Genomic DNA, 13,001 nt, shown 5'->3' with positions numbered 1-13,001 from the left:
TCCAAAATATGGAGGGATGCCCGAGTGGCTAAAGGGGGCGGACTGTAAATCCGTTGTCGAAGACTACGCTGGTTCGAATCCAGCTCCCTCCACCAAAATAAAGGTGAGAAGTTAGAGGGTGGAAAAAAGATAAAATGACCTGTTAGAGGTAGACGCAAATTCCAACCTCGAACATCCAGCTTCTTGCATTTAACGTGCGGTAGTGGCTCAGTGGTAGAGCATCGCCTTGCCAAGGCGAGGGTCGAGGGTTCGAATCCCTTCTACCGCTCCAAATTTAAGATTAAATTTATACTATATTTTGCGGGTGTAGCTCAGTGGTAGAGCCCCGGCCTTCCAAGCCGGTTGCGAGGGTTCGATCCCCTTCACCCGCTCCATTTTCGTGGCGGCTGTCGTCAAGTGGTTAAGACACAGGATTGTGGCTCCTGTATGCGTGGGTTCGAATCCCATCAGCCGCCCCAATTAAATAAGCTTGAGAATAAGAGGAGTTAGGATGCATACTCAGATGGCATAAAAGACAAAAAAGATAAGACCTAAATGCTAAATTTTAACCTTAATCTTGATCCTTAATATATTGGGGATTAGCCAAGTCGGTAAGGCAACGGACTTTGACTCCGTCATTCACAGGTTCGAGTCCTGTATCCCCAGCCACTTTAAGATTTGGATTAAGACTAAGAATTTAAGGATAGTTTTTGAGGTCTTTAAAAGGCCAAAGAGAAATGACTAAAAATATTCTTAAACTTAATCGTAACATGACCCATTAGCTCAGTCGGTAGAGCACCTGACTTTTAATCAGGGTGTCCCGCGTTCGAGTCGCGGATGGGTCACCAATTTAGAGGCAAGAGGTTGGAAGTAATAGGCTAGATTAGGGTTATTCCCAAAATATTAAGATGTTTAAAAAGATAGCAGAGCGCTAATATTCAAGTTCTAACATCTATTATGGCGGCATAGCCAAGTGGTAAGGCAGAGGTCTGCAAAACCTTTATTCCCCAGTTCGAATCTGGGTGCCGCCTCCATTTTTCATATAAAATGCACCTATAGCTTACCTGGATAGAGTGTCTGCCTACGAAAGAAAACAAATATTTATAAAAACTAAATATGCGCTGTTAGCTCAGCTGGATAGAGTACATGACTACGAATCATGGGGTCGGGGGTTCGAATCCCTCACAGCGCACCAGTAAACATTGCAAAATCCTGTAAATACAATATTTACAGGATTTTATTCGTTTTATTGAGAAAGTAGTCTATAGAGAAAATATAATATATACATTAGTGAAAAATTATTTGGCTAACATAGTCAAACAGTCAAAATAATAAAATATTTTAAAGAGTTTTATATAATAGGCTAACATTGGCTAACAGAAATTATTGGCTGTTTGTAAATAAATAATATAACTAATTTAATAAGAATTTAATTGTACACAGACCTTTTAATTATTAGTAAAGGTCTTTTTTATTTTATATTAAGGTCAATATATCTAAATTTAGCATTTAAATTTGTTTTATAAAATTTATTAAATAGGTTAATTCAGCAAAAGGCTATCAGTAATAAATATTTAGAAGGGATATAGAAAAATATTCAAAATATCATATTTAGAAAGAAAAAATTCTTTATACAAATTACCCTAAGGTGACAATATTTAAATGAAAATTAGGGGGAATGAATATGAGTAACACTCACTCAGCACCAGGATAGGCATTGGGGTATATATATCAGTTTGACAGAGCTACCTGTTGTGTTCTGAATGCCAGCGTTTCTACAATTGAAATTGAAATAGAAGATGTTGAAGATATTAGTATTCATTTTTCTGATGGGAAACAGGTCAGGGAACAGGATAAATCAGTATCTAGTAAAAAAATCCCCTTACAGATTGAAGTGTGTCATTATGGAAAACTTTAAGTATATGGGCTGAAGATGCTTTAGTAAATTCAGATATTGGATTGTCAACCCTTTTTAGTACTTTTTTGTCGGACATTAATATTCTGTATTCTACAGGACTAAGATAATCTAATACCCATGTATTCTGTGGTTGTTATACCAATTTACATAATCAAATAATTCCCATTCTAATCGTTCGAAATTTTCAAACATTTCATCAAAAACAAATTCTGTTTTAATAACCTTAAAGGCAGCTTATGCTACTGTATTATCATAAGGGCAGCCTTTTTTACTTAAGGATCGTTTTATATCAAATGTAGTTAATAAACTGTCTATCACATTATTTTTAAATTCATTACCCCTTGAGTCTTTGATTTTCTTTTCTAAGTTTTATTAGTTCATTTTCCTCTTTTCTTCTATTGTCCTTAGCTTTAAAAGAACCTGATGTAGTATAGTCTTTAACCCACTTATTTACAGTAGATCTTGCTATATTATATTCTCTAACTATTTCAGTTGGGTTTTTACCACTCTCTACTAATCCAACTATCTGTTTTTTAAATTCTTCTGTATATCTTTTATATCTATTAGACATGATTTACCTCCAAATTAGTTTTATTATCATGTCCGAGTTTTTATTGTCTAATTAAGTATAACCTATCCCAAAATACTAAAAAAACCTCTGAAATAATGGCTGAGATAGTAAAAAATAATAGTATGCTCCATTTTTTGGATGTGGACATTCATTAATGCTTTGTGAGGAAGTTTTTATAGAGCTGGAGGATTAGCTTGTGTAAATCCCATATTTGATACAGCATTAATGGTTCAGCATGGAGCAATAAATAGTTCTATGGTTGAAAAACAAGAATGATACATAAAGTGGGTATTAGATAGATATGAATTGAAAAAAGGAGACGTTATAACTATATTTTCAACATCAGGTAGAAATCCAATCCCTATAGATGCTGCATTGATTTGTAAAAAGAAAGGTCTAAAAGTAATAGGTATAACATCAATAGAGTACTCAGAAAAAAGTAAATCAAGGCATTCAACAGGAACGCATTTATGTAATGTATGTGATGTAGTAATAGATAATTGCATTGATTATGGAGATGCATTATTGGATTATGGTGATTTTAATGCAGTTCCAGGGTCAACTGTTGCTGGTGCATTTATTATTAATTCAGTTATAGCAGGTGTCATAGATAAAGTCAGCAAAAGCCATATTACTCCACCAGTATTGGTTAGTGGAAATGTTGATGGAGGTAGCGAGCATAATAAAATCATATTAAAAGAGTATATTGGCAAAGTAAAGCATTTGTAAAATACAATAGAAAAAAAGGAAAGGTGCAAGGTTGAAAATTTAAATTCATTTAAATGATATGTTAAAAATGCGTAATAAAAAATGGAAAGAAAAGCAAAATGCACTATAAAGGTGTACTTTATAATGTTATTGAGAAAGGAAAGACACAGACAGTAACATGGCAGTGTAGAGCTAGAGCAAACAATCCGTTTTACGGATGGTTATGCTTTTAATATTTAAGTTTAAATTAAATTTATTTTGCTAAGGAATTCAATTTTTTTACAAGAGATTCTATAGATGGAATAGAGTAAAATGAAGGAATAAAAGAAAAATTAAAACTATTACCAGTAAAATTTTAGAAGCAATAATTAACTTTTTTAGACCTGAAAGAATGATCTCAAAACTTAGAAATAGGTACTGAACCGCATTTTCAGATGTTTTTGTACATGAAAATATTGTTAAATAATCAATGTATTATTGAATAGTCAAGCAATTATGTATATAATTATGTATTAGGAAGAAAAAATGTGAAAATATAGCATGTATTAGCAATGTTAGCAAATGAATTTTTGTGTTTTCAATATAACTTAATCTATTATGCTAGTTTTTATCACGAGATTTTAAAAATTTCTTTTTCATTTATGCAATAAACCCGTTTTTTATATGATATTGAAGTAAAAATAGGTTTATAAAAATTAATCAAAGAAAATATTAGAACTCTCTAAGGGCTTTATAAACAAAAAATTTAATTAACTAGCACCATAAGTTAACTTGAAAAGTATATAAGCTAGAAGAAAGAAGAGTAATATAGGACGTATATTATGATGAAGAAGTAATGATTTTCATTAAACTGGATGATGAAAATCACGAATAAGTTAGGAGGAAAGTTTTTTGAATGAGAACCTTGGATCAGGAAATATTCATTTGAAATATTTAAATAAATCAATGAATGATATGATTCAGTCTTTAGATTTTACATTGGAAATCGAGGGGCGAGTAGAGAATAGTAAACTTGAATGTTATATAAATAGTATTAACAGTATCTATTCTCAGTATTTAAAGGTTGAAAAAAATGATATCATAGGAAATAGTATTTTCGATATTGAGGATGATTTTGCGAATATTTATTATGAAATAGTAAGCTATCTATTTGAAAATCCTAAAGAAGACAATGTTAATATTTATGTAAAGAAAAAAAAAGATATTTTTCAAATAATTGATCTGGAGGCGATAAATAAAGAAGAAGATAGTTGTTGGCAGATTATGGCATATGTATTTAAGAGAGAGGCTAATTTTATAAAGGTATTTATTGTAATAAAGGATATTATAAAATATTTACATAAAACAAAAGAAATAAAAAGTATACAAGATATAAAAAATTATAATGATAAGATCATGAGTATGTCCGATGTTATTTCCAACTTATCCCATGCGTGGAGACAGCCCTTAAATAGCTTAAACTTTTCTATTCTCAATCTTATAGATGAGATATATACTGAAAAAGAGGATGACAGCATAATAGATGAGTATTATAAAGAAATATGGCAGATAATTAAAAATCTTTCTATAAAAATAGAGAAATTTAGAGCATTTTTTGAAATGAATTATAATGAAGCTATTTTTGATGTAAAACAATATTTGGATTTAGTTTTTGAAGTCATGGAAGAAAAAATTAAAAGAGAAAATATAAAAATTCATATTAAGATAGAAAAAGAAATTAAAAAGTATGGTTCATCTAATGAATTTGTACAAATTATGTATTGTATATTGTTTGATATAGTAGAGTATTGTAAAAATACATTGGATATTTACAATAGGAAATTAGATATTCAAATAGATACTGATAAAAACAATGTTTTTTTCAATATAAAAATTATTTATGATAATGATAAATATAAGGATTTTAAACTATGTTTAAATCACTTATCTATGTTTAATAGTATTTTACAAAAAAAGATGAAAGGGGCTATTGATTTAGTAAATACTAAAACAGAAAACAAAGTAATAATAAGTTTTCCTTTAGATATACAAGGAGGGACATCATGGAAGGAGCTAATTTATTAACTAAAATAAAAGTACTTTATGTTGAAGATGAATCTATTACAAGAAATCAAGTATATAGATTTCTGAAGAAAAGAGTTGGAAAAGTGATTACAGCAGAAAATGGGGAAGAAGGCATAAAAAAGTTTCATGAACATCAACCTGATGTAATTATAACAGACCTAGTTATGCCTGATATGAGTGGTATTGAAATGATGAAAAAATTGAGAGATGATGGGCAACGCTGTCCTTTTATTATTACTTCTGCATTATCGGATACAGATACTATTTTGGAAACAGTAGATCTTAAAATAGAAAAATACTTGGTAAAACCTATTAATACCAATGTATTAATGAACAATTTAAAGCAAATAGCCACCGAAATCTTGGAAAATGAAAAAAATCTCCTAGTGATTAACGAACAAAACATTTTAACAGATGATGTAAGAAATCAATTAGAACTTGAAATTAGAAATCTATATTCAAAGTATTTAAAAAAAACTACTGGAAAAGGTGCAAAGCTTATTCAGGTATTCATAAAAGGGAAAGAGATAGAAATACTTGTAAAAGAAAATCTTACTACCCTAGAGGAAAACTTATTGGCTACAGGAGAACATTATAAAACTATTGAAGTATTTAGAAAAATTATTTATGAAAATACTATAAAAGAGGTAGAGCAACAAATTGAAAATTTAATAAATAGAAAAGTAAGAACAAAAGATATACAAATATCTCCAAAAGAAAACTATGAGAGATTATTATTAAACATTATATAGGATAATAGAGAATTTGCTAAAACTAAAAAAGTTGACATAAAATGTTATTTATGATATCTTAATTTAAGAGATATTACACAAGTTAAAATGTTATCTTAATAAATATAGACAGATATACGTAAGTACAAGCTGTTTTTACATTAAGATAGCTGGAATACTATAAAAAACCATACATATTAATATTTATGGATCAGCTATTCAAATCAAATGTAATGTTTGCAATTTAAATAGCCCATAATAAAAGATTAAACAATCTTTTATTATGGGCTATTTTGTTTAAAAAAAATATAGGCTTAAGAAGGAATTAGGAGGTGTATATAGAGCAAGAAATATTATGAAAGAACGGTGCATAAAGGAGTTATAAACCATAGAGTTTAAAATCTCAAATTGAAATAGGAGGTCTAGTAAATGGAAAAAAGATATAAAGGAATAAGAGGGCAATTTCTATCTATTGCAATACTTTCAATTTTAGTTACAGTTATACTTATCACAGGGATAGTAAGCCATCAAGTAGTTTCCCAAGCTAAAAAAGATTATTTAAATTATTCTGATGAGCAGATGAAGATTATAGAGAATACTATGATGGTTTTTTATAATGGAATTGATGAAGATATAAATATGATGGCTAGCCATCCTTTAGTAACGCAAGCGGATGATACTATCACATCATATATAAATAATGATAAAAGGACTGAAATGACTCCGTCAAGAAACGGAGGATTAGAACAAGAAATTTATAATATATTTAAACATTATGGAGAAACTCACCAAGGTACTATGTATGTATACTTGGCAACAGAGGGAGGTTCATACCTTCAGTGGCCTGAAACGAGTATATCAAAAAACTATAATCCAACAGAAAAAATATGGTATAAAGAAGGCTTGAAAGGAAATGGAGACATAAAAAGAACAGCTCCATACGTAGCTGCTGCAAGTAATAGAATGATAACAAGTAATGTTCGATCATTTACAGATGAAAATGGTAATATAGTTGGTGTAATAGGAATTGATATCCATCAATCGGTGATAAGTGGCATGCTAAGCAAAATGAAGATAGGTGAAACAGGTTTTTCCATGCTTGTACATGATACAGGTGTTATAATGGCAGTTGGAAACGACTTAGAAAACAACTTTAAAAAGATAGAGGAAACTAATATAGATGGAATAGAGAAGCTGTTATCAGAAGGCTTAGAGTATTTTGAAGTGAATATAAATGGAGAAAAATACATAGTTAATCCACATAAAATTAATAATACAGAATGGACAATAGCATCATTTATTGCAGAGAAGGAATTAATAGCAAGTGCTAGAAGACTATCCATTATGGTTGGAATTATTTCAGCAATTATGTTATTTATAACCATTATAGTCATTACACTTCATACAAAACGAATTACTGATCCTATAATCAAATCTTCTGAGTATTTAGATATAATTGCAAGTGGAGATTTTTCTCAGGAAATTGACTATAAATACCTATCAAGAAAGGATGAAATAGGAACTATTATCAAGGGTATTAAAAATATGAAAAATTCATTAAAATGTTTAGTAAATAGCATTAAAGATGAATCTACTGCCATTGAAAACAAAGTACATAATGTTACTAATAATGTTAATGCTCTGAATAGTAATTTAGAGGATATATCTGCAACTACACAACAGTTGGCAGCAAGAATGGAGGAGACAGCTGCATCGACTGAGGAAATGTCAGCTACTTCTCAAGAAATAGAGAATGCTGTTCAATATATAGCTGAGAGATCAGAAGAAGGAGCAGTAGCTGCGAGAGAAATTAGTACTAGGGCAGAAGACACAAAGAAGGGAGTTTATGCTGCCAAGCAGAAAGCATCAAATATATTTATTGAGACAAAAAATCAGCTTAAAAATGCAATAGAAGATGCAAAAATAGTCCAACAAATCAATATTTTATCTGAGTCTATTATGCAAATAACGGAACAAACCACATTGCTTGCATTAAATGCAGCTATTGAAGCAGCAAGGGCAGGAGAATCGGGGAAGGGTTTTTCAGTTGTTGCTGATGAAATAAGAAAACTTGCAGAGCAATCAAAGGACACTGTCCTTAAAATACAAGATATAACAACTAAGGTAACAAGCTCAGTAGACAATCTTTCAAATAGTTCTAATAATCTGCTTACCTTTATGTCCGATAATGTTAATAATGACTATAAGATGATGCTAGATGTGGCACAAAACTATAATAAAGATGCTAAGTTTATTGACGAACTTGTAACTGGTTTTAGTGCAACTTCTGAGCAACTTCTAGCTTCTATACAGAATATTTTAGTCACAATTGATAGTGTGGCTCAGGCTGCTAACGAAGGTGCAAGTGGAACTACAGACATAGCAAATAGAGTGTGTGAAGCAAACAATAGAGCCAATGAAGTTATGAAGCAAGTTTTAGAGTCTAAAGAAAGTACTGATAACTTAAAAGGTGAAATATCTAAATTTAAAATATAAATGAAGGAGAGAGAAAACAGGTGGAAGTGATTTAGGAAGATGTAATTATATTGCTAATGGTGATATTTAGCCTTTGCTTGATTATTCTTTATTTTCAATAGTTATAGAATAGTTGTATTAATTTTACCTACTCATTTAAACATTTATTTATAAATTATATATAAATAGATGTTAGTACTAATTTGATAATCAAAATAATCTTGAAGCTCATTAAATTATCTGTAAGTTAGTGAGCTTCAAGCTAAAATAGATAATAAAAGTCTTTATGGGGGTTGGGGGCTATGAAGGAAAATAAAGTTGTAAATCTGTATGATTTTAGGCATGGGTTAAGAGTTTCTATAAATAGTTATAATATTGGAGAAAGATTATCTTTTAATTCAAATATGATGAAAAACTTATATTTATCTTCTTTGCTTCATGATATAGGTAAAGCACATTTAGATCAGATGATATTAAATGCACCTAGAAAATTAAATAAAAATGAATTTGAGCATGTAAAAAAACATATATTATATAGCGTAAAAGAAGTTAGAAATTTAGGTTTTAATGAAGATATCCAAAATAATATTAAATATCATCATGAAAATTATGATGGAACAGGGTATTTAGGATTGAAGGGCAAAGAAATTCCAATTGTATCAAGGATTATCAGGATATGTGATACCTTTGATGTATTAACCAATTATAGACCATATAAGAATAGGATGACTGTAAATGAAGCTTTTGATGAAATGGAAGGTAAAATAAAATGGTATGATGAAGAATTATATAAGATATTTAAAGAATTAATTAGAAATGATAATATACATCAGCTTGATATTTCATATATAAATTTTTAGTAGTATTTAATATATAAGGATTTAAGAAAAGGCTTTAGTTTATATAAGTACAAAACGCCTAGAAATATTGTATATTTGTATAAATTTTATATATTAAATAGGTTGTTGAATAACTAAATTTGGAAATTGATAATTCGGCTAATTCTCTACATTATGAAATTTGAAGTATTTTTGTAAAAAATACTTTTGATAGCTAAAATATAGCATTTTACTTTTGGTAAAAATAGTTATTCAACAACCTAATAATAAATTGAAACATACACAAACCATTAAATTTCAACGTAATATATTATTAAAGGACAAAGTTGATGGATGGCGGTGTATAAAGTATATGATATATATTTTAGTATTCTTTTTTGGCTATATAACTTGCTATGTTTTTATGAGATCTACTAGTACAAAGAAATATTTTAGATCACAAATTAAGTATAGAAAATATATATACAGAGTAAAATTTTTACTATTAAGGCTTAAGCATAAATTAAAGATGTAATCTAAGTTAGTAACAAGCTCATTAACATTATGTTAACGAGTTTGTTACTTTTAAATTATATACAAATGAAAAATCAAAATCGATGAAAAATATTTAATATTTAGTTCTAATTATTGCAAATAATTAACATGTGTTATAATAGTGTTACTAAATTATATAGATTAGCTATATATTTAGTATGATTAGTTTATAATTTATCGATGAGGAGGGGGAAAATGTCGCAGATCACTGAAAGAAATAATTTGTATTCATCACAAATAAAAAATAATTATAAGTATCCTGTGCTTGAAATAAACATTAATAAAATATATGAAAATGTAAAATATATGGTAGAGTTTTGTAAATCTCAAGATATTAGTGTTGCTGGTGTAGTAAAGGGATTTAATGCATTGCCTAAAGTTGTTGAACAATTTGTAAAAGGTGGATGTGAATATATAGCAAGCTCAAGAATGGATCAAATTATAACATTAAAAGAATGGGGAATAGAAGCACCATTTATGTTAATTAGAATTCCGATGTTAAATGAAATTAAGGAATTAGTTAAATATGTCGATGTTAGTTTGAATTCTGAATTAGAAACTATAAAGCAAATAGAAGCAGAGTGTAAGTTGCAGAATAAAAAACATAAGGTAGTAATTATGTATGACTTGGGAGATTTAAGGGAGGGTATTATAGGTGAAAAAGAATTTATGAAATTAGCTTTGCACATTGAGAAGGAACTTGAGAGAGTAGAATTATTTGGGATAGGTACAAATTTGGGATGCTATGGCTCAGTTAAACCTACTGAAAACAATCTTAATAAGCTTTGTACAATTGCTGAAAAAATTGAAAGTAGAATAAATAGAAGGCTAGATATGATTTCTGGTGGAGCAACATCATCACTCCCTTTAGTAATGGATGGTAAAATACCTAAAAGAATTAATAATCTAAGAATAGGGGAAGGGATAATTTTAGCTAGAGACTTAAAACATTTTTGGGGATATGATATGAAGGATATGAATCAAGATACCTTTATTCTAAAGGCCCAGGTTATAGAGATAAAAGATAAACCATCACATCCAATTGGAGAGTTGTTCGTTGATGCATTTGGCAATAAGCCAAGCTTTAGAGATAGGGGAATACGTAGAAGAGCTTTATTGGCTGTTGGAAAACAAGACTTTGCTTCTCATGACCAATTAATTCCTCGAACCAAAGGTATTGAAATAGTTGGCAGTAGTAGCGATCATTTGATTGTAGATATCGAAAACTGCAAAGAACAAATAAGATTGGGTGATATTCTTGATTTTTATATGTTTTATCAACCTATGTTGTTCCTAAGCGGTTCAGCATCTGTAACAAAGGTTTATATCTAATTTAATTACCTAAGCTAGTAAATAAAGTTTTTTGCTTTGAAGATATATTAGATAATATTAAAAATTCCAACATAAAGACTAACAATGTTTCTAAGTGTTTTGGACATGTATAAATTAAAGTCTTTACTTAAATTACTATAAGAAAACATACATAAATTTATTTACATAGGAATATCCTTTCCATATAGAACAAGTTATGGAGGGAACAGAAAAATGAAGAAATTAACTTGTAGGAAATGTGGTGGTACCTTGTTTAAGTTTAAGAAAAATGATTCAAGAATTAAATGTTTTAAATGCAATAGTAACATAATGATTAGTGATTTTAATGATAAAAATATTAGTAATATAAATCATATAACCATATCATGGAAAGACAGTACTAATTAAAAAATATAATTCTATATTATAATAGTTAGTATAGAAAAAAATAATTAGTAAAATGTTTTTACTAACCTTAATATCTAATATAGAAATACAAAATATAATAATTATTGTGTAATAGATTTGTTATATTCATTTATTAGTATATCGAGTTTTTGACTAGTAGCTACGATAAAAGGGTGAGATAAATCTTCTTCACAAATTTTGATCAAAAGCTCTAAGTCTTGCCGTAATTTTTCCAACTTACTAAGCACTTTAGTCATTTAAAATAACCTCCTAAATTATTTTTATCATATAGATTTCTAATAGTAAAACTTAATTTATATATATCAAAATATCCAAAGCTTTTAAGGATTTTTGATGTGTATAAATTAATTGTTTTACTTGAATATCTATATTAGAATATACAGTAGCACCAAAAAAAATAATATCACTAAGATAGTTGCTAGTCAATAGGAAATTATGTAAAATAATGCAACAAAAAGTAGATTTTGGTTACTCTGAAAAGTATAATAACTTATATTTAAAAATATGGACAAACATTATCAGAATGTACTAGGTGAAATAAATGTATGTGAAGGAATCTTTAGTTAGCATTAAATGATAAAATATTAGAATAACATGGAATATTAGAAATTAATATTAATTTTTCAATAATAAAAATATTAAAAGATAAGATTTAGTTGAAACTATAAATAACAGCATTAAAGAGTAAATATTTTTCGAGATAAAACTGTCCAAAAATGTAATAAAATACGGTAAAATTATTTGTGATAAAGTATTGATTTCACTACATTTTGGGGAGGTTTGTTAGGATGAGAATTACAAGAAAGTAAAAAATAGAAGAAGAAAGATCAATAAATTTTTTCAAGGAATTTATCAAAATTAAGAATCATTTTTTCAAAGATATCAATTATAAGCTAAAAGAGGTTAAAGATAAAAGAAATCAAAGTTATATTAAATATAGTACAGATATTCTTCTGTTCACATTAATAATGAAGAATGAATAATTTTACTCTTTAATCTTGAAGAATAAATTACCATTTGACTTTAATATTAAGGCATGGTAAGATAGTATTTGTCGCTGATAAACAGCGGCGAAAAAAAGTCGAAAAAAATATTGACAAAGCAAAACAAAAATGATATTATATTTAAGCGTCGTTGATAAACAACGAACAAGCAAAACCTTGGACATTGAAAACTGAACAGTGTAAGGATAAGAAACATGTTGGGTTTTTAAATTTTAAGATGAGAAATGTTTAAATGTTAAATGTTAAATGTTAAATGTTGAATGTTAACAGGGGAGGTCTTGAGGGTTGAGTGACCTAAAAGAATTACTTTGAAACATTTAAACATACAACATTGAAACATATCACATTTATTTATAAAGCCAACATTCAAACTGACCAAAAAGGTCAAACCCTAAAGATTCTATTTAAGAGTTTGATCCTGGCTCAGGATGAACGCTG

General features: G+C 28.6%; 10 protein-coding genes, 8 tRNA genes and 1 pseudogene. 16 read left to right on the top strand and 3 right to left on the bottom strand.

The genetic code is table 11. The features are described 5' to 3' along the window. Positions 1-10: 10 nt before the first annotated feature. The 9 genes from BUB36_RS16905 to BUB36_RS19855 all read left to right on the top strand — a co-directional run bounded on the left by BUB36_RS16905 (position 11) and on the right by BUB36_RS19855 (position 1,897). Positions 11-95: transfer RNA gene (locus BUB36_RS16905), tRNA-Tyr, on the top strand. Between the two features lie 101 nt (positions 96-196). Further along, positions 197-271 (top strand) — tRNA-Gly (locus BUB36_RS16900). A 29-nt stretch (positions 272-300) separates the two neighbouring features. Further along, positions 301-374, top strand: a tRNA-Gly gene (locus tag BUB36_RS16895). Positions 375-382: 8 nt separating this feature from the next. Then, positions 383-458, top strand: a tRNA-His gene (locus tag BUB36_RS16890). Positions 459-572: 114 nt separating this feature from the next. Further along, positions 573-648 (top strand) — tRNA-Gln (locus BUB36_RS16885). A gap of 103 nt (positions 649-751) precedes the next feature. After that, positions 752-827 (top strand) — tRNA-Lys (locus BUB36_RS16880). A gap of 111 nt (positions 828-938) precedes the next feature. Beyond that, positions 939-1,013: transfer RNA gene (locus BUB36_RS16875), tRNA-Cys, on the top strand. Between the two features lie 84 nt (positions 1,014-1,097). Then, positions 1,098-1,174, top strand: a tRNA-Arg gene (locus BUB36_RS16870). A 522-nt stretch (positions 1,175-1,696) separates the two neighbouring features. Continuing rightward, the gene (locus tag BUB36_RS19855; RefSeq protein ID WP_073152993.1) at positions 1,697-1,897 is read left to right on the top strand and encodes a hypothetical protein; all 201 of its coding nucleotides are present in this window, start codon (positions 1,697-1,699) and stop codon (positions 1,895-1,897) included. Positions 1,898-1,952: 55 nt separating this feature from the next. Here BUB36_RS19855 and BUB36_RS20690 read toward each other — a convergent pair. Continuing rightward, positions 1,953-2,239: pseudogene (locus tag BUB36_RS20690) on the bottom strand (IS3 family transposase); the annotation flags it as partial. Next, positions 2,232-2,468 (bottom strand): transposase, encoded by a 237-nt coding sequence (locus BUB36_RS20685; RefSeq protein ID WP_073152987.1) that lies wholly within the window; start codon positions 2,466-2,468, stop codon positions 2,232-2,234. The gene BUB36_RS20685 and the pseudogene BUB36_RS20690, both read right to left, overlap by 8 nt. 279 nt (positions 2,469-2,747) lie before the next feature. Between BUB36_RS20685 and BUB36_RS16850 the strand changes: the two genes are divergently transcribed. From BUB36_RS16850 to BUB36_RS19850, 7 genes are all read left to right on the top strand, one after another. Beyond that, positions 2,748-3,197, top strand: a complete 450-nt coding sequence (locus BUB36_RS16850; protein WP_084112107.1) for a sugar isomerase domain-containing protein — start codon at positions 2,748-2,750, stop codon at positions 3,195-3,197. 870 nt (positions 3,198-4,067) lie between these two features. After that, the gene (locus BUB36_RS16845; protein WP_073152984.1) at positions 4,068-5,240 is read left to right on the top strand and encodes an ATP-binding protein; all 1,173 of its coding nucleotides are present in this window, start codon (positions 4,068-4,070) and stop codon (positions 5,238-5,240) included. Next, entirely contained in the window at positions 5,219-5,992 is a 774-nt protein-coding gene (locus tag BUB36_RS16840; protein WP_073152981.1) for a response regulator, read from the top strand. The genes BUB36_RS16845 and BUB36_RS16840 overlap by 22 nt, the downstream gene beginning before the upstream one ends. A 408-nt stretch (positions 5,993-6,400) precedes the next feature. Then, complete coding sequence (locus BUB36_RS16835; RefSeq protein ID WP_073152979.1) at positions 6,401-8,467, top strand: methyl-accepting chemotaxis protein; 2,067 nt, start codon at positions 6,401-6,403, stop codon at positions 8,465-8,467. Between the two features lie 281 nt (positions 8,468-8,748). Continuing rightward, positions 8,749-9,306 (top strand): HD-GYP domain-containing protein, encoded by a 558-nt coding sequence (locus BUB36_RS16830; protein ID WP_073152976.1) that lies wholly within the window; start codon positions 8,749-8,751, stop codon positions 9,304-9,306. Between the two features lie 708 nt (positions 9,307-10,014). Continuing rightward, the gene (locus BUB36_RS16825; RefSeq protein ID WP_073152973.1) at positions 10,015-11,151 is read left to right on the top strand and encodes an alanine racemase; all 1,137 of its coding nucleotides are present in this window, start codon (positions 10,015-10,017) and stop codon (positions 11,149-11,151) included. Positions 11,152-11,364: 213 nt separating this feature from the next. After that, positions 11,365-11,538, top strand: a complete 174-nt coding sequence (locus tag BUB36_RS19850; RefSeq protein ID WP_165613127.1) for a hypothetical protein — start codon at positions 11,365-11,367, stop codon at positions 11,536-11,538. A 101-nt stretch (positions 11,539-11,639) separates the two neighbouring features. Here the strand turns inward: BUB36_RS19850 and BUB36_RS16820 are convergent, their stop codons facing one another. Continuing rightward, a complete protein-coding gene (locus BUB36_RS16820) occupies positions 11,640-11,795 on the bottom strand; it encodes an aspartyl-phosphate phosphatase Spo0E family protein (protein WP_084112105.1) in 156 nt (51 codons plus the stop codon). Between the last annotated feature and the right edge of the window lie 1,206 nt (positions 11,796-13,001).

Source organism: Paramaledivibacter caminithermalis DSM 15212 (assembly GCF_900142245.1).
Classification (GTDB): Bacteria; Bacillota; Clostridia; order Peptostreptococcales; family Caminicellaceae; genus Paramaledivibacter; species Paramaledivibacter caminithermalis.
This window is presented reverse-complemented; position numbering and strand designations above follow the sequence as displayed.

What these genes read in the sequence shown, in the direction of transcription:
- BUB36_RS20685 (WP_073152987.1), bottom strand. Translation starts at nt 2,468, where the DNA reads ATGTCTAATAGATATAAAAGATATACAGAAGAATTTAAAAAACAGATA.
- BUB36_RS16830 (WP_073152976.1), top strand. Translation starts at nt 8,749, where the DNA reads ATGAAGGAAAATAAAGTTGTAAATCTGTATGATTTTAGGCATGGGTTA.
- BUB36_RS16840 (WP_073152981.1), top strand. Translation starts at nt 5,219, where the DNA reads ATGGAAGGAGCTAATTTATTAACTAAAATAAAAGTACTTTATGTTGAA.
- BUB36_RS16820 (WP_084112105.1), bottom strand. Translation starts at nt 11,795, where the DNA reads ATGACTAAAGTGCTTAGTAAGTTGGAAAAATTACGGCAAGACTTAGAG.
- BUB36_RS16825 (WP_073152973.1), top strand. Translation starts at nt 10,015, where the DNA reads ATGTCGCAGATCACTGAAAGAAATAATTTGTATTCATCACAAATAAAA.
- BUB36_RS16835 (WP_073152979.1), top strand. Translation starts at nt 6,401, where the DNA reads ATGGAAAAAAGATATAAAGGAATAAGAGGGCAATTTCTATCTATTGCA.
- BUB36_RS19850 (WP_165613127.1), top strand. Translation starts at nt 11,365, where the DNA reads ATGAAGAAATTAACTTGTAGGAAATGTGGTGGTACCTTGTTTAAGTTT.